This is a genomic window from Vibrio sp. T3Y01 (assembly GCF_013114525.1).
Lineage (GTDB): Bacteria > Pseudomonadota > Gammaproteobacteria > Enterobacterales > Vibrionaceae > Vibrio > Vibrio chagasii_B.
In genome coordinates, this window is record NZ_VTXJ01000029.1 from 40800 (window position 1) to 57623 (window position 16824).

A 16824-nucleotide genomic window follows, 5' to 3' on the forward strand; every position below is an offset into this window, starting at 1 on the left:
GTTTATTCGCGATATTCGAAACGCATTAGTCTTGTTACAATGAACGGTCTAAATCTAAATACGTTTACAATTCGAAGACGCTTTAATTTTGTTCGAAAGTTGAAGCTTTATTGTACGTGTAAAGTCACCTATTGAATACTAGTATGAATCAGCCAATATCGCTGTATCTTAATTCTTTAATGAATGTAGATTGGCAAAGTACAGAAACATTTGATTTTCCTAATGAAACCACCAAAGAGTGGCTGATGGAGCAAGGTTCTCTTTCCCGTAAGTTGGGTAAGTGTTGCCAACATCTGTCTGTGGAGTTGCTTCACAATCAAGTTGTAGAACGCTCAATTGTGCAACAAGATGAGCAGCACCTTTTATCATCGTCTGATTGCTTACTTCGCAAAGTAATTTTGAATGGGGATGATGAACCATGGGTATTAGGCCGAACCTTAATTCCTCGAGTGACATTAGAAGATCAGCATTCAGACCTTTCTCAACAAGGTAATGTCCCGTTAGGGTTGACCGTTTTTAGTGCGGAGAACGTCGAGCGAGACGCGCTGCAAGTCGGTTGGGTTATCGCTGGCGACGAACGATTACTCGCACGCCGCTCTCGATTATGGATGAACCATAAACCGATGCTTGTAGCAGAACTGTTTTTACCAACATCACCCATTTACTCTAAGGAGAGTGTGTAAATGCTTGCCACCAAAGCGAAAGCGTACTGGCAATTAACGCGAATGAATCGCCCGATTGGTACCTTGTTACTCCTTTGGCCTACGTTATGGTCGTTGATTATCGCCGCACAAGGTATGCCAGATTTGGATGTCTTGGTCGTATTTGTGTTGGGTGTTGTACTAATGCGCTCAGCAGGCTGCGTGATTAATGATTTTGCTGACCGTAAGGTGGATGGTCATGTAAAGCGTACCAAGCAGCGTCCACTGCCGTCAGGTTTGGTGTCGAGTAAAGAAGCCGTTATCCTTTTTTTAGTGCTAGCCGTGATTTCATTCTTGTTAGTACTGACTATGAATCCGCTGACCATTAAGCTCTCTTTCATTGGGGTGGGCCTAGCGTTCATTTACCCTTTCATGAAGCGTTTTACGCATCTTCCACAGTTGTTCCTTGGTTTGGCGTTTAGCTGGGCGATTCCAATGGCATGGGCTGCGCAAACCAATGAGCTACCAAGCATTGTGTGGTTTATATTCGTGATTAACGCACTGTGGACAATCGCTTATGACACGCAATATGCGATGGTTGATCGAGATGACGACCTGAAGATTGGTATTAAATCGACGGCGATTTTATTTGGCCGTTTTGACAAACTGATTGTTGGCTCACTACAGTTAGTGACTTTAGCGATGTTGATTGCGTTAGGCATGCATTACCACCTAGGTGATACTTTCTACTGGGCACTGTTGGTAGCAGGTGGTTTGTTTGTTTATCAACAACACCTGATGCGTCATCGCGATCGAGATTTGTGTTTTCAAGCCTTCCTTAATAACAACTATGTGGGAATGGCCGTCACCATCGGCTTGTTCATCACTTTTTGGTAAGCGATGGTTTGATAACAAGAGCGCAAATAAAAAGGCACCCACAGTGGGTGCCTTTTTTGAACGTTTTCAGTTTAGCGCTTAAAGCTAGCGAGCCAACAAACTATTCTGCTTGGTGGATGCTCTCTTGAATCGTCAAACGAACTTCTGGGTAAAGCATTGAGTACAGAAGTTTAGCGAACTGCTGAGTCTTCTCTAAATCGCAATTACCGTCGTTATCCAGATATTGCTGCTGCTTAAGCGTAGCAAACATCGAAGCAAACACGCCTTTATCGAAGAACTCAGGTGCGTTGATGCCTTGAAGGCGACCTAGACGTTGTGCGATGTCTTGACTCTTCTGCTCAAGGTCAGATTTATCCAGCTCCGGATTCTCTGCCAATAGGTTCAGAGCAATCGAGTAACGCTGAAGTGTTTCTGAGATCGTGCGACCTAGTAGCATCAGTGCTTGGCTGTTTGACTGGTTAATGGTGACTTGGTTGTCAGACACAACAAGCATACCTTGGCTAACCAATTCATCGATGATGTTTGCAACTACAGTCTCTAGCTGATCTTCGTCGTAGCTTAGGAACAGCTCTTTCTTCAAGAACGGGTAGATTGCCGCTACGTTCTGTTGAATCGCATCGATCGTTAGGCCGTGCTGACGAATGGTCATCTGAGCAATTAACGATGGCAGAGCAAACAAGTGAATGATGTTGTTGCGGTAGTAAGTCATCAGAATAGACTGGTGACGGTCTAGTGAAATGATGTCACCCATTGAGTCTGACTCAATTAAGAACTTGTTCAGAGATTCTGCATGTTTCACTAACTCTTCCGCGCTGTCTTTCGGTACCGTAAATGTGTCTGAGTAAGGCACATTGTTAAGTAGAGACAGGTAGCAATTGATCTGAGAAACCAGAGAGTCACGAGACAATGCACGCTGACGTGAGGCAAGCAGAGCGGTTGCACATAGTGTCAGTGCGTTGGTCGCTGCCGCATCGTTGATGTGTGTCATCATCTTGGTTGCCAAGTCATTAACCACAGGTGTCATCCATTGTGGCTTGCTGGTACCCATTGGGTCGATGTCTTTCGTCCACTCTGGAGAGTGTTCATTTAGGTATTGGTTAAGTTGAATCGGCTCACCGAAGTTCACGTAGCCTTTACCAAAGTTACGTAGCTTACGGATAGTACGAATTACTAGGCTCGCGTTTTCTTTCTCTTTACGCTTACCACGTAGTTCTTTCGCGTAAGTCGCCACTTCCATTACGTGCTCGTAGCCGATGTAAACAGGCACGAGCGTTACTGGGCGGTTCATGCCGCGCAGCATTGCCTGAATGGTCATCGCTAACATACCGGTTTTCGCTTGTAACAGACGACCGGTGCGAGAACGGCCACCTTCACTAAAGTACTCTACCGAGTAACCTTTAGCGAACAGCTCTGCGAGGTATTCACGGAAGATCGTTGAGTACAGCTTATTACCTTTAAAGCTACGGCGAATGAAGAACGCACCACCGTGACGGAAAATCGGGCCGGCAGGGAAGAAATTCAAGTTGATACCGGCAGCGATATGCGGAGGCACCATACCTTCATGGTAAAGCACGTAAGACAACAGTAAGTAGTCCATATGGCTGCGGTGACAAGGGACATAAACAATCTCGTGACCATCTTGTGCCAGCTTACGAACGGTTGAAGCGTTGCTAATATGTAGGCCTTGGTAAAGCTTGTTCCACAACCAACCTAGAATCTTCTCGCCACGTTTGATCAGTGAGTAAGAGAAGTTTGCTGCGATCTCATCCATGATGTCTTGAGCCTCTTTGCTCGCTTTCTCGATGGAGATGTTCTTTGACTTCGCTTCGTCTTCAATCGCCTTCTTGATCGCTTCTGATTTTAGTAGGCGATCGAACAATGCTTGACGGCTTGGCAGGTTAGGGCCAGATGCTGCCAGTTTTTGACGAGAGAAGTGGATTCGAGCCACACGCGCTAGTTTGTGTGCGATGGTGCTGTCGGTACCGTGTGAATTCGCCATGTAACGCAGAGATACTACAGGGCTGAAGCGCACTAGGCAGTCGCGGCCTGCGAGTAGTACAGCTTTCGATTTTTCTAAGCCGTTCATTGCTTGTAGGTAAGGCTTCTGGTTATTCTCTTTACCAGGCTTACGGCCCCACAATACGGTTGCAGGGATAACTTGCACATCCAGCTCTGAGTCGTCTGCATGCAATGCAAGTAGCTCAGAGAAGACTTCAATAGAAGAGGCTGGTACGTAATCATCGTCTTGCAACAGAGTTTTGCGTGAAGAGATAAAAACGTAGCGTGGCAGTGACTTACCACTTATTTCAAGCTTGCTTAGCGGATCCGGTAATCCCAGTTCTAGCGCATGCTTTTGTAGTGTAAGCAGGTCGACGCTTGAGCGAAACGGCAAGGCGTATACAATTGGTTTGCCTAAATCAATCTGCAAATCTTCAACTGGATTCGAAGGGATTGATGTGCCTTTTACCAATACGGATAAAGGTAATTTCATTAATGAACGTGAAAAAGATTGTCCAGAAGACATATAGGTTCACAGCCTCAATAGTTATTTCAATGTGCTTAAGCGTATCTCTATTTCTATGATGAGAAAGGGTAAATCCTTCAAGTAAAATAGGGATAAGCCTAGGCGTAAATTTAATCGATGCAAGAATACCAGAAACTGGTCTAACCTTTTAATGGAAATAGTCATATTGCCGTTAAGTTTGTGGAAAATCATTCATCGACTGATTGAGTATAGGGTTAAAAATGACCAAAAAATCAAACACCGGATTAAAACGCATCGTGAAAGCAGCAGGCTTTTCATGGCAAGGCATCACAAGTTCGTTTAAAAACGAGGCAGCATTTCGACAAGAAGTCTTTATGGCTACGGTTCTTATTCCGTTAGCATTTTACTTAGATGTAAGCCAGGTCGAGCGAATCTTAATGGTGTCATCGGTCGTGCTGGTAATGGTGGTTGAGCTTATCAATACTGCAATTGAAGCAGTTGTTGATCGTATTGGTAGTGAACATCATGAACTTTCGGGAATGGCGAAAGATGTCGGTTCGGCAGCCGTTTTCATCTGTTTAGCGCTTGCGGCTTATGTGTGGTTCGAGATCTTGGTTTTGTAATTAGCGAAAAATGAACTAAAAACAACCAATTGCTTTGCTTTTGTCCAGTTACTGGATATACTCACAGTCAACTGTATAAAAAGACAGGTGAATCATGAAGCCGTTAACGCCCCGCCAACAACAAGTCTTTGACCTTATCAAAGGTAAGATTGAAGATTCCGGTATGCCACCGACACGCGCAGAAATTGCCCGTGAATTAGGCTTCCGTTCTGCAAATGCTGCAGAAGAACATTTGAAAGCTCTTGCTCGTAAAGAGGCGATTGAGATTATCCCGGGTGCGTCTCGTGGTATTCGTATTTTGCTTGAAGATGCAGCGAACGAAGAGCAAGGTCTGCCTTTGATCGGTCAGGTTGCCGCAGGTGAGCCTATTTTGGCTCAAGAACATGTAGAAATGCATTACCAAGTTGACCCAGGCATGTTCAAACCTCAAGCTGACTTCTTACTTCGTGTAAATGGCGAAAGTATGAAAGACATCGGTATTATGGATGGCGATCTGCTTGCTGTTCACAAAACACAAGACGTCCGCGACGGTCAGGTTGTGGTTGCTCGTGTTGATGATGATGTAACGGTAAAACGCCTAGAACGCAAAGGTTCGACAGTGCTGTTACATGCTGAAAACGAAGAGTTTTCTCCAATCCGTGTCGATCTAGAATCTCAGCACTTGTCTATTGAAGGTCTTGCTGTTGGTATCATTCGCAACACGGACTGGATGTAATCAGTACAAACATCTTATTGATATTTATTCTCAATAACTTGTTATTGTAATTGATATTCATTATCATCTTCTTTGTCGAGATACAAGGAAGATGATGATGCCAATCCAAACCAAGCCTCAAATAAAGCCGCTTACAGCTAAGCCGCGCTCCTCTGATCAAAAGGTTTCCGCTGATCAAGCATCTACACACCAAGAACTTCAAGTTCCGACAAACCTCGTTCAACACCTTTGGTTTCGCAGCCGAGAAAGCCTTGCCGATGATGGCCTAGTCTATGACCCTATTGCAGCTCAAGCTTGTAAGCGTTGCCAGCTAGCACCTGAGTGCCTTACTGGCGAACTCGACCAACAACAACTTCTCTACGCGACATTGACTCAACTTTGTGACTCTCAAGTTCAGCAATTTCTATCTCACAATCCTGATGCTTGGATTATTAACGTAGGAGCAGGGCTCGACACCCGTTTTTACCGATTAGACAATGGCCGCTGTCACTGGGTAGAGCTGGATGTAACCGAGAATCTACTTTGGCGACAACGTTTGTTCCACAAAAATGAACGCTACCGTTTGGAGTGTGGTTCAGTAGATGACCTAACATGGTTGGATGAACTCAATATTCCAGAGCAAGCTTCGGTAATGGTGGTGTGTGAACATGCACTGCTGGATTGCAATGAGCAGCAAACCGCGCACTTTATTCAATCGCTGAGCCGTTACTTTACTCATGCGCATGCGTGTGTTGTGCTAGCAGGAGATAAGAGCTCAAGTACTTTAGGGAAAAAGCTCGGTTCTGGTGATTATGCACACGGCTTATCTTCCCCAGTCGATAGTATTCTTAATTGGCTACCATGGGCGCAGTGGGTTAAAGCATTTTCGCCATTGGAACAACAATGCAATCGTTGGAAACTATGGCAGCGACTATTGTGCAAAATATCCCAGGTTAAAAAGCGTTTAACACCGCAATTGGTGCTGGTGAAGTGGTAGCGCTAGAGCAGCACTATTTACATATACTCGAAGCCATATTAGTAATAATCAAAAATTTCACAACATAGTGAAAGCACACTCACTAGGTTAAACTATCGCCTCTAATCAAAGAGGTGATCGTGAAGCTATTTAATCCCCAAACCATTTTCCAAACGCTATCTAATCAGGCAATGCACAAACAAGTGCTGTTGCTCGCGATCCCGATGGTGCTTTCTAATATTACCGTTCCACTACTGGGTTTAGTTGATGCTGCTGTTATCGGCCACTTAGAGCATTCTTGGTATCTAGGAGGTGTGGCGTTAGGTGGCACCATGATCAGTGTGACCTTTTGGTTGCTTGGCTTCTTGCGTATGTCGACAACTGGCCTTGCCGCACAATCGTATGGTGCAAACGATGGCAAGCAGCTTGGTTTGGTCTTCGTACAGGGCGCGACTATGGCTCTCGGGTTTGCTGGTGTCTTCTTACTGTTACATGGCCTAGTGGCTGACCTGGTTTTTTCATCAAGTAGTGCCAGTGATCAAGTGAAGCATTATGGACAACAGTATTTCTCCATTCGAGCATGGAGTGCCCCTGCAGCACTGACGAATTTCGTTATTTTGGGTTGGTTACTTGGAACTCAGAATGCTAAAGCGCCGATGTGGATGGTGATTATCACTAACATCACCAATATCGTGTTGGACGTTGTTTTTGTGATTGGTTTCGGTTGGCAGGTGGAAGGTGCTGCACTGGCATCGGTATTGGCTGACTATGCAGGTCTAACGTTTGGACTGATCTGCGTTTATCGAATCTGGATAAAGAGACAGTTACCATCACCATGGGCTTTGATTAAGAAAACCAGCCAAGGTTTAAGCCGCTTCGTAAAACTGAATCGCGATATCTTCCTACGCTCTTTGTGCTTGCAAGCCACGTTTACTTTCATGACTTTTCAAGGAGCAAGCTTTGGTGATGATGTCGTGGCAGCCAATGCGGTATTGATGAGTTTCTTGATGATCATCTCTTATGGAATGGATGGTTTTGCCTACGCGATGGAAGCCATGGTGGGTAAGGCGATAGGAGCGAAAGATAAAGATGAGTTGAATCAGTCGTTGATAGGTACTTTGTTTTGGAGCTTCAATATTTGTTTGGTTCTGACCATAGTGTTCGCGATCGCTGGGTCTAATCTAATTAATATGATCACCACCATCCCAGATGTAAAAAGCCAAGCTGAGGTGTATCTGCCTTGGTTGATCGCAATGCCACTGGTTTCAATGTGGTGCTTCTTACTCGATGGGATTTTTGTTGGCGCAACTAAAGGCAAGGACATGCGTAATAGTATGTTTGTCGCGACCTGCAGCTTCTTTGCGATTTTCTTCCTAGCGGCTAGCTTAGAAAATCATGCTCTGTGGCTTGCGATGCTCAGCTTTATGGCAATGCGTGGTATAGGTCTTGGTGTGTTATTTGTGTCGCAGTGGAAGAAGGGCGAATTTCTCGCCTAGTTCTAATGGGTATAAATAGAGGGTGTACAGATTAAGTGGCATTTAGAACATCATGATCTAATTACTCTTGTTGTTATATTTTTCAATGCCTTAAATAAAAACAGCAAGCTCATGGCTTGCTGTTTATGTATTTGGCCTATGGGTGGTCAAATACTCCTACTCGCTCTTTATTTAGAACAAACGGTTAAGGCCGTTAAGAGCGGCAACACGATACGCCTCGGCCATTGTAGGGTAGTTAAAGGTGGTATTAACGAAGTACTCGATAGTATTCGCTTCTCCTTTTTGCTCCATGATTGCCTGGCCGATATGAATGATTTCTGCGGCACGCTCACCAAATACGTGGATACCTAGAATTTCTTTGGTTTCACGGTGGAACAGAATCTTCAAACTGCCGATGTCTTTACCGGCGATTTGAGCGCGAGCTAAGTGCTTGAATGAAGAGCGTCCTACTTCGTAAGGTACTTTCGCTGCCGTCAGCTCTTGCTCGGTTTTACCGACGGAGCTGATTTCAGGAATGGTATAGATTCCCGTAGGGATATCTTCAATCAAGTGACCTTCCGCTTCACCTTTAACAATCGCTTGTGCAACAAAACGACCTTGGTCATAAGCAGCACTTGCTAGGCTAGGGTAGCCAATCACATCACCGACCGCGTATACATGGTCAACATTAGTTTGGTAATTGGTATTCACTGATACTTGACCACGAGAGTCCGCTTCTAGACCAACCGCGCCTAAATTCAGTTTGTCAGTGTTACCGGTTCGACCATTGGCATACAGCAAGCAGTCAGCACGCATCTTTTTGCCTGACTCCAGGTGAATGATAACGCCATCGTCAGTGCCCTCGATTTTCTCAAAGGTCTCATCGTTACGAATCACCACACCGCTGTTCCAGAAGTGGTAAGAAAGTGCGTCAGAGGTTTCATTATCTAGGAATGACAGCAGACGGTCTCGTGTATTAATGAGATCGGTCTTTACGCCCAAACCACGGAAGATCGACGCGTACTCACAGCCGATAACACCTGCACCGTAGATGATGATGTGTTGCGGGTCATGTTTAAGAGAAAGAATCGAGTCGCTGTCGTAGATGCGTTCATGTAGAAAGTCGACGTTGTCTGGTTGATATGGACGAGAACCTGTCGCAATCACAAACTTGTCGGCACTGTAATGCTCTTCGGTACCATCACTTTGCATTACCGAAATAGTGTTGGTATCAATGAAACGAGCTGTACCAAACACCAGCGTACATTGGTTACGATCGTAGAAGCCTTGACGCAGTCGAGTCTGTTTATCGATAACGGATTTCGCATGCCCGAGAATGTTGGAAAATGTCGAGTGAATGCTTTTGTTGTTCTGACAGAATAGAGGGTTATTATTGAATTCGATAATACGGCTTACAGCATGACGCAGAGCTTTCGAAGGAATGGTTCCCCAGTGGGTACAACCACCACCAACGCTGCTCTCTTTTTCAATGATTGCAACGTTCAACCCGGCTTTGGTTAATCCCATCGCTGCCCCTTCGCCTCCGGGGCCACTACCAATTACGATTACATCAAAGTGGTTGGAGTGTGGCATAGATATCTTCCTTGTTATATTTGATTAACATTGCTGTAGCGGGATTTTAACTGATTCTGTTCTTGCGTACATGAAAAGGGCATCAGAGAGTCGGCGGGATCACGCAGTGCTAGCGAAAAAATAATTTTTGGTATGTCGTATGTCTCCAAATGGCGGTGTGGATATTGAAATTTTTTCTGCGAACGTATTTACTTCGGTACGTGAACAAAGAGGCGTGTTTGGTGTCTTATATAACCGGAGTATCTTATAAAAATAAGTGATTCGCGTTATATTGAACAGAGTATTAGACATGCCTGTTTAGGCTGTAAAAGAAGAAATTGATAAAGTATGAAACCAATGGGCATTCGCGCACAGCAAAAAGAAAAAACTCGTCGCAGCTTAATCGATGCAGCATTTAGCCAACTCAGTGCCGATCGTAGTTTTTCCAACCTAAGCTTGAGAGAAGTCGCTCGTGAGGCTGGAATAGCACCGACTTCCTTTTATCGTCACTTCAAAGATATGGATGAGCTTGGCTTAACCATGGTAGATGAGGGGGGCTTACTACTGCGCCAGCTAATGCGTCAAGCTAGGCAGCGTATAGTAAAAGAAGGCAGTGTTATTCGCACATCGGTTGAAACCTTTATGGAGTTCATTGAAAGCAGCCCTAACGTATTCAGACTGTTATTGCGAGAGCGCTCAGGAACTTCATTTGAGTTTCGTACAGCGGTGGCTCGTGAGATACAGCACTTTTCTGCTGAGTTAACCGAATACCTAATCACGACTGGCATGACACGAGATGAAGCTTTTACGCAAGCAGAAGCTTCGGTCATATTGGTCTTTAACTCAGGGGCAGAAGCATTAGATTTAGATCGACGTCAGCGAGACGAACTGGCTGAGCGCTTGATCATGCAATTGCGAATGATGGCCAAAGGGGCTTTTTGGTATCGTAAAGAACGTGAACGTAACCGATTAAAAGGCGGGATAGAATAATGTCGAATGAAAATAATACTGTAAACCGTGGCTCAGAAAGAAAAACACTGGTACTGGCTCTGATTGCTGGTGTGTGTGGCGATGCACTTTTATCTTGGGTAACAATGAGCGAAGTGGGCTTCTCAATCTTCCCACTGATTGCTTTAGTTTTAGCTGTACAAGCACTGTACCAAGAGTACCTCACTAACCCAGTATCGGAAGATATCCCGCTAGTTGGTTTAGCGTGTTTCTTCGTGGGCGCATTTGGTCACTCTGCGTTTGTGAAAGCACAACACCCAGATGCGGGTTCAAACTTCTTCGCGATTATCGTTGCAATGCTACTGCTCGCTTGGGTAGGTAAGAAGTTAGGCTTTATCGGTAAGACAGCTTAATCCAACCTATAAACAAAAAAACGAGCCGATTGGCTCGTTTTTTTGTGTCTACAGTTTGGCTTTTACCTAGATTAGGAAAGCGAGTATTACGCTTTACGCTCTAGGAATACGCCAGCTTCCATGTGGTGTGTGTAAGGGAACTGGTCGAATAGAGCAAAACGAGTAATATCGTGTGTTTCGCTTAAGATATCTAGGTTCTCTTTCAATGTTTCAGGGTTACAAGAGATGTACATGATGCGCTCGTAGCCTTGAACCATCTTACAAGTATCTACATCCATACCTGAACGTGGTGGATCAACAAAAATAGTGTTGCAGTTGTAGCTCTTCAAATCGATGTTTGCTTGTTGCAGACGGCGGAACTCACGTTTGCCTTCCATCGCTACCGTAAAGTCTTCCGCAGACATACGGATGATCTGAACGTTATCAATCTTATTGGCTGCAATGTTGTATTGCGCTGATTCAACCGATGGTTTCGCTAGCTCAGTCGCTAATACACGCTCGAAGTTTTGTGCCAGTGCTAATGAGAAGTTACCGTTTCCACAGTAAAGCTCTAGTAGATCGCCTTTACTGTCTTGAGTACAGTCAACGGCCCACTCCAACATTTTCTCAGCAACTTTACCGTTTGGTTGAGTAAAGCTGTTTTCTACTTGTTGGTAGATGTAGCTATCGCCATTTACGTCTAGCTTTTCAATAACGTAATCACGGTCTAATACGATCTTCATCTTACGTGCACGACCAATCAGGTTTAGGTTGAAACCTTCATCGTTCAATTGTTGTTTTAGCGCTTTAGCATCTTGAATCCATTGCTCCCCTAGTTGACGGTGGTAAAGCAGAGACACCAAAATCTCACCGCTAAGCGTAGATAAGAAGTCTACTTGGAATAGCTTGTGGCGTAGAGAGTGGTTGTCCTTCATTGCATCAACTAACAAAGGCATTAAGTCATTGATAAGACGGCTAGCAGCAGGGAACTGGTCTACACGGTATTTTTCTTTAGTTTCTTGATTGAACATGACGTAATACATATCGTCACCTTCATGCCACACGCGGAACTCAGCACGCATGCGGTAGTGTTGTTCTGGAGATTCGTACACTTCCAGCTCAGGCACATTATATTCTGAGAACATTTCAGTCAGACGCTCAGTCTTTTCTGCCAGTTGTTCTTGGTAGCGTTGCGGGTTTACATCTAAATTCGCCATTGTTATGCCTTTTGCTGTCGTGCTTTTAAATCAAGAGCGCAGATTTTATTCAATCACAGGCGCTTGTCCAGTGTTGAGAGCCAATCAGTGTAAATAGGCCATGAAAACTATAGCTTATAACTATCTTAGACTAGACAAATGATTCAGAGGTCAATACTATCTTCGGCAAGCTGGTGCCATTTAGATGTATAGATGGCTGAAGAGGGAATCTGGTGTGAATCCAGAACTGACGCGCAGCGGTAAAAGAGAACGAGTATTCATAAGACACTGCAAATAGCTTTTTGTGGGAAGTCGAATATCAGGTAACCATAAGGTTGTGCTCTTGAGTCCGAATACCTGCCAGCGGCTAAACCATAACATGTGGTTTGGTAGGAATTTACGCGATTTAGGATCACAACATGAACAAATCCCTTTTAGCGGTTGCTGTAGCATCGCTGCTTTCACCTATCTCCAATTTACACGCCCAACAAGCATCTGCTGATGAAACCATGGTGGTTACGGCTAACCGTTTTGAGCAGAGCACGGAAAGTGTTGTCGCTCAAGTTGAAGTAGTAACACGCCAAGATATCGATCGAATCCAAGCTAAGTCTCTAACAGATGTGTTTAGACGATTGACGGGTATTCAGGTTTCACAAAATGGAGGTCGAGGTCAGCAAGCTTCGATCTTTGTTCGTGGTGCTAACTCTGATCAAGTACTTGTTCTAATTGATGGTATTCGTTTTGCGCGAGCAGCAAAAGGTGGTGTCGATTTTAGCCAATTACCAATTACATTTGTCGATCGAGTGGAATACGTTCGAGGTGCCCGTGCTGCTATGTATGGTTCTGAAGCTATCGGTGGCGTTATCAACATTATTACCGTTGCAAATTCCGACAATGAAAAAACGGCAGTAAGTGCTGGTCTCGGAAGCTTAGATTATGAAGAGTTGAGCTTTGTTAGTGGTACTAAGGTTGGTGAAAATGGTCACTTAAACGTATCTGTTGGCTATGACTCCGATGAGGGATACAACGTTCATCCTATGTCGGGAATAAATGATGGTGACCGACATGGTTTTGAATCGCGCAATGCACTTATTGGCTATGTTCATAACTTTGATCAGCAATGGAGTGGTTTTGCTAACTTCCGCATGTTTGAGACTATCTCTCAATATGATGGTTCGTATGTTGACTATATAACGGGAGCTCCTGTCCACTCTTACAAAGAGGCAGAAGTTCAGAACTCTACCTTTGCTGCTGGTGTTAAATATAGTGGCAGTGAACTTAAGTCTGATTTCCTAGTTAACTATCAGAATCAAGATAACTGGAACTACGAACAGGCTTTAGGCAAGAACTCAGCGTCAGCAACATCTGATGAGCTTGAACAGCTAAATGTTCAATGGGTGAATTCATACAAACTGACTTCGGCAATGACTCTTAGTGGCGGTGTAGATTGGCGTGATGAGGCTTATATTGTTAAGCCTTCGAATACTGAATACGACAGAACGAATGTTGCGTACTTCGCTGCATTAAACGCAGATGCGGATAAAGTGTTCGGAGAATTGAGTCTTCGTGTTGATGACAATGAGCAGTTTGGTACAGAAACTACTTACAATACAGGGTTAGGCTATCGTTATGCTGAGTGGCTTGTTGTAAAAGCAGCTTATGGTACATCCTTCAAAGCACCTAACTTGTATCAACTATATAGCTACTACGGGAATGCACAGTTAGAAGCTGAAAAGGCAGATTCATTTGAGCTGACCTTTGGTGGCTTAATCAAGGGTATTGACTGGTCGATTACTGGCTATGACACGAACGTCGAAGACCTAATTGATTACAACTACGCAACAAGCAAGTACTACAATACCGATGGCGAAAGCCAACTGCGTGGTGTGGAAATGGTCGTTGGATTTGATACTAGCTTTATTAATCATCAAGTGAGCGCTAACTTTCAAGACCCAGAAGATCAATCTGGTGAGCAACTAATACGCCGAGCTAAGAAGATATACAAGTATAATGCAGTGGCTAGTTTCGACGAGGTTGATGTTTCACTAGGTTACCAATATGTAGGTGAGCGACCTGACTTCTCTGAAGATCTTGCCGCGTATAGCTTGTTCGATGTTTCAGTTAACTACTATGCGAATGAAAACCTAACCTTAAATGGTCGAGTAGATAACTTAACAGACGAAGAGTATGAAACTGCTGGTGGATACCCATCGCCAGAGCGTACATATTACGTCAATGCTACTTACCAGTTCTAACTAACACCTAAACCGCCCTCGGGCGGTTTTTTATTATTGGGTATATCAATGAAAAAGAAAGTCGTCATAAGTTGGTCATCAGGCAAAGACTCCACCTTAACCCTAGAGCGTTTGCTTGAGAGTGCTGAGTATGAAGTTGTTGCTCTCTATACTACCTATGTTGGAGATGAAGTTCCTTTCCAAGTCACTCCTATTGATGTGGTTGCCATGCAAGCGCAATTAATCGGTTTGCCGCTTATCACAATCGAGCTTCCGGAAGTGTTCCCAAGTAATGAGGTCTATCAAAGTACGATTGTTTCTGCATTGAAAGATTCTGGCTTATCAATTGATAGCGTGGCATTTGGTGACATGTTTTGTAACGGTATTGCCGACTACCGAAGAAGCTATATTGAACCTGCTGGCTGGGAATGTGTGTTCCCTCTCATGGGAGAGAGCAGTAAGGCGTTAGCTCGAGAGATAATAGACAGAGAAATCGAAACCTTTCTAGTCACAGTAGACAGCAACGCACTAGATATTAGCTACTGTGGGTTGAAATATACCAATGAACTAATAGAGGGATTACCTAACCATGTGGATCCGTGTGGTGAAGATGGAGAATTCCATACCTTAGTGACCTCTGCACCATGCTTTAAAGGAAAGCTTGATATAGAACTAGAAGCGATAGAGCAAGGTGAGCGTTTTGTACATCAACGTTATCGAGCTTGTATTCTATAGCGTGAAGATTGGCGAAAACTAAGTGAAGGGGTATTATTGCTGCGAAACTACATATAGGTAATCGTCGTGTCGGATAGTCTACAAAAAAACATATTGGTCTTTGATTCAGGGGTGGGTGGGCTATCTGTCTATAAAGAGATAAGTCAGCTATTGCCTAATCATAACTATATCTATGTATTCGATAATGAAGCTTACCCATATGGTGAGCTCAATCAGCAGGTTCTGATTAGAAGAGTTCAGAGCATAGTCGCCAGTTTTGTGGCTAGTCACGCGATAGATATCGTAGTGATAGCTTGTAATACAGCGAGCACGATTGTCTTACCTACACTCAGAGCCAATAATCTTATCCCTATTGTCGGTGTTGTTCCGGCAATCAAGCCGGCTTCTTTGCTAGCAAACAAAGCGGTGGGGCTGATTGCTACTCCGGCGACCATTACCCGTGAATACACGCACGAACTGATCAAAAACTTCTCAATTAATAAGAGGGTTGAACTTCTTGGCTCGACGAGGCTGGTGGATATGGCCGAAGATAAGCTCAGAGGAGAGGCAATCAACTTAGAAGAGCTCAAGCAAATCCTTCAGCCGATGATTAATACCATTGATGTTGCTGTTTTAGGCTGTACCCATTTCCCACTGATAAAGTCTGAGATTCAGCAAGTATTAGGCGAAAGTGTGGCATTGGTGGATTCGGGTAAAGCGATAGCGAAACGAGTCCAAGATTTGTTGGGTTTAGAAGATGGTCATGAAGAAGGGGGAGTAAGAGAGGTTTTTTGTAGTGCACTTCCCAAGAAAGAAAGTGCACTAAATAGTATGTTGAAGCAGTTAGGGTTTAGTTCTGTTCAGATTCGTCCGCTTCAGGATGCTTAGGATCATTCGCAACACGTACTTTTAAAGTTCGTTGCATGTAATCTTTGTCGTTAAGGGCAGAGATTGCATGATTCACATCATTACTTGCCATAACAACAAATCCGAAGCCTCTTCTTTTACCAGTTCGCTTGTCTTTCATTAAGCGTACTGCAAACACTTCACCATGTTCTGAGAATAATTCACGAACATGCGATTCGTTCGCCTTGTATGGAAGGTTACCCACATAAAGCGTTTTTGTTGAAGCTTTAGGTTCTGAATCTGATTTTGAGTCGGTGCTTGAAAAGTTAACAACAAAAGCGGAAGCCAAGACACCAAGGATAAAGGTAATTGCAGGCGATATATCTACCTGAGAGAAAACAATGCCGCCTAATACAGCCAGTGCGACAATTAACAACATCGATTTTTTTGAGTTCATATCGGAATACTACATATTAATAAACGAAATAGACGCATCTACCATTAACAAAATAGACACATGAATCTTACGTTCATGCCTTTCATTTTTCCAATGTATTGCTGTGATACGTCTCAAATGTTTAGTTTTTATTCGAAAAATGCGGATCTGGTGGCTTTTTAGGCGAACAAAACTTTTATTTGAAAAAGCTCTTGTGCTCCTTCTCAATCTCTCTATAATGCCGCCTCACCGACACGGAGTGAGACGAAAGTCACACAGCGAAATCGGTAGAGAAAAAGAGTTTGAAAATAACCCTTGACTCTAAAAACGGTGCGAGTATAGTACGCACCCCTAGCGACTGAGATGTTAATCACAAAACGCTAGCGCTCTTTAACAATTTAAACCTATCAATCTGTGTGGGCACTCGTTGATGAATATCAAAAAATGAAACTTCGGTTTCAAATTGATTTCAATGAACTGAGTGACCAATCGATAATTTATTATCGGCACAGTCAATTCATTATCATTCTGTTGGAATGGTAATAGCTTTAAAATTACACAGTAGTTTTGAAGTCAGTATTCGTTGAGTCGACAAAATCTTAAATTGAAGAGTTTGATCATGGCTCAGATTGAACGCTGGCGGCAGGCCTAACACATGCAAGTCGAGCGGAAACGAGTTATCTGAACCTTCGGGG

Annotated in this window: 15 protein-coding genes, 1 rRNA gene and 1 riboswitch; of the genes, 12 read left to right on the forward strand and 4 right to left on the reverse strand. The window is 43.9% G+C overall.

Annotated features, from left to right (window positions below; genetic code table 11):
* Positions 1–143: 143 nt before the first annotated feature.
* Both F0232_RS22720 and ubiA read left to right on the forward strand, forming a co-directional pair.
* On the forward strand, positions 144–683 hold the full coding sequence (locus tag F0232_RS22720) for a chorismate lyase (protein WP_162884274.1): 540 nt from the start codon (positions 144–146) through the stop codon (positions 681–683).
* A complete protein-coding gene (ubiA, locus tag F0232_RS22725) occupies positions 684–1538 on the forward strand; it encodes a 4-hydroxybenzoate octaprenyltransferase (protein ID WP_008224247.1) in 855 nt (284 codons plus the stop codon).
* Between the two features lie 100 nt (positions 1539–1638).
* Here the strand turns inward: ubiA and plsB are convergent, their stop codons facing one another.
* Entirely contained in the window at positions 1639–4062 is a 2424-nt protein-coding gene (gene plsB / locus F0232_RS22730) for a glycerol-3-phosphate 1-O-acyltransferase PlsB (protein WP_061034232.1), read from the reverse strand.
* 221 nt (positions 4063–4283) lie between these two features.
* Here plsB and F0232_RS22735 point away from each other — a divergent pair, with 221 nt between their 5' ends.
* From F0232_RS22735 to dinF, 4 genes are all read left to right on the forward strand, one after another.
* Positions 4284–4646 carry a diacylglycerol kinase gene (locus F0232_RS22735; protein ID WP_061034231.1) on the forward strand — a complete coding sequence of 121 codons (363 nt, stop codon included), beginning with the start codon at positions 4284–4286 and terminating at the stop codon, positions 4644–4646.
* A 94-nt stretch (positions 4647–4740) separates the two neighbouring features.
* Positions 4741–5361, forward strand: coding sequence for a transcriptional repressor LexA (lexA, locus tag F0232_RS22740; protein ID WP_004740541.1), 621 nt, complete (start codon positions 4741–4743; stop codon positions 5359–5361).
* 97 nt (positions 5362–5458) lie between these two features.
* On the forward strand, positions 5459–6337 hold the full coding sequence (locus F0232_RS22745; protein WP_105057899.1) for a class I SAM-dependent methyltransferase: 879 nt from the start codon (positions 5459–5461) through the stop codon (positions 6335–6337).
* Positions 6338–6456: 119 nt separating this feature from the next.
* Positions 6457–7812: an MATE family efflux transporter DinF gene (gene dinF / locus F0232_RS22750; protein WP_171750977.1), complete on the forward strand. Its 1356-nt coding sequence runs from the start codon at positions 6457–6459 to the stop codon at positions 7810–7812.
* Between the two features lie 171 nt (positions 7813–7983).
* Here dinF and sthA read toward each other — a convergent pair whose 3' ends face one another.
* Positions 7984–9384 (reverse strand): Si-specific NAD(P)(+) transhydrogenase, encoded by a 1401-nt coding sequence (gene sthA / locus F0232_RS22755; protein WP_105057898.1) that lies wholly within the window; start codon positions 9382–9384, stop codon positions 7984–7986.
* Between the two features lie 327 nt (positions 9385–9711).
* On the opposite strand from sthA, the gene fabR reads away from it, so the two are divergent.
* Entirely contained in the window at positions 9712–10353 is a 642-nt protein-coding gene (fabR, locus tag F0232_RS22760) for an HTH-type transcriptional repressor FabR (protein WP_004740554.1), read from the forward strand.
* A complete protein-coding gene (locus F0232_RS22765) occupies positions 10353–10724 on the forward strand; it encodes a YijD family membrane protein (protein WP_004740556.1) in 372 nt (123 codons plus the stop codon). The genes fabR and F0232_RS22765 overlap by 1 nt, the downstream gene beginning before the upstream one ends.
* An 86-nt stretch (positions 10725–10810) precedes the next feature.
* On the opposite strand, the gene trmA is transcribed toward F0232_RS22765, so the two are convergent.
* Positions 10811–11920: a tRNA (uridine(54)-C5)-methyltransferase TrmA gene (trmA, locus tag F0232_RS22770; protein ID WP_061034228.1), complete on the reverse strand. Its 1110-nt coding sequence runs from the start codon at positions 11918–11920 to the stop codon at positions 10811–10813.
* 154 nt (positions 11921–12074) lie between these two features.
* Positions 12075–12279, forward strand: a riboswitch (cobalamin riboswitch).
* Between the two features lie 39 nt (positions 12280–12318).
* Between trmA and btuB the strand changes: the two genes are divergently transcribed.
* From btuB to murI, 3 genes are read left to right on the forward strand one after another with little or no spacing between them, the layout of a single operon-like run.
* Positions 12319–14154 carry a TonB-dependent vitamin B12 receptor gene (gene btuB / locus F0232_RS22775; RefSeq protein ID WP_105057897.1) on the forward strand — a complete coding sequence of 612 codons (1836 nt, stop codon included), beginning with the start codon at positions 12319–12321 and terminating at the stop codon, positions 14152–14154.
* Positions 14155–14202: 48 nt separating this feature from the next.
* Complete coding sequence (locus F0232_RS22780; RefSeq protein WP_105057896.1) at positions 14203–14868, forward strand: ATPase; 666 nt, start codon at positions 14203–14205, stop codon at positions 14866–14868.
* A gap of 60 nt (positions 14869–14928) precedes the next feature.
* Positions 14929–15735, forward strand: coding sequence for a glutamate racemase (gene murI, locus F0232_RS22785; protein ID WP_205416605.1), 807 nt, complete (start codon positions 14929–14931; stop codon positions 15733–15735).
* Here murI and F0232_RS22790 read toward each other — a convergent pair.
* Positions 15698–16150 carry an RNA-binding protein gene (locus tag F0232_RS22790; RefSeq protein ID WP_102425826.1) on the reverse strand — a complete coding sequence of 151 codons (453 nt, stop codon included), beginning with the start codon at positions 16148–16150 and terminating at the stop codon, positions 15698–15700. The genes murI and F0232_RS22790 overlap by 38 nt on opposite strands.
* Positions 16151–16730: 580 nt before the next feature.
* Here F0232_RS22790 and F0232_RS22795 point away from each other — a divergent pair.
* Positions 16731–16824 (forward strand): 16S ribosomal RNA (locus F0232_RS22795); the annotation flags it as partial.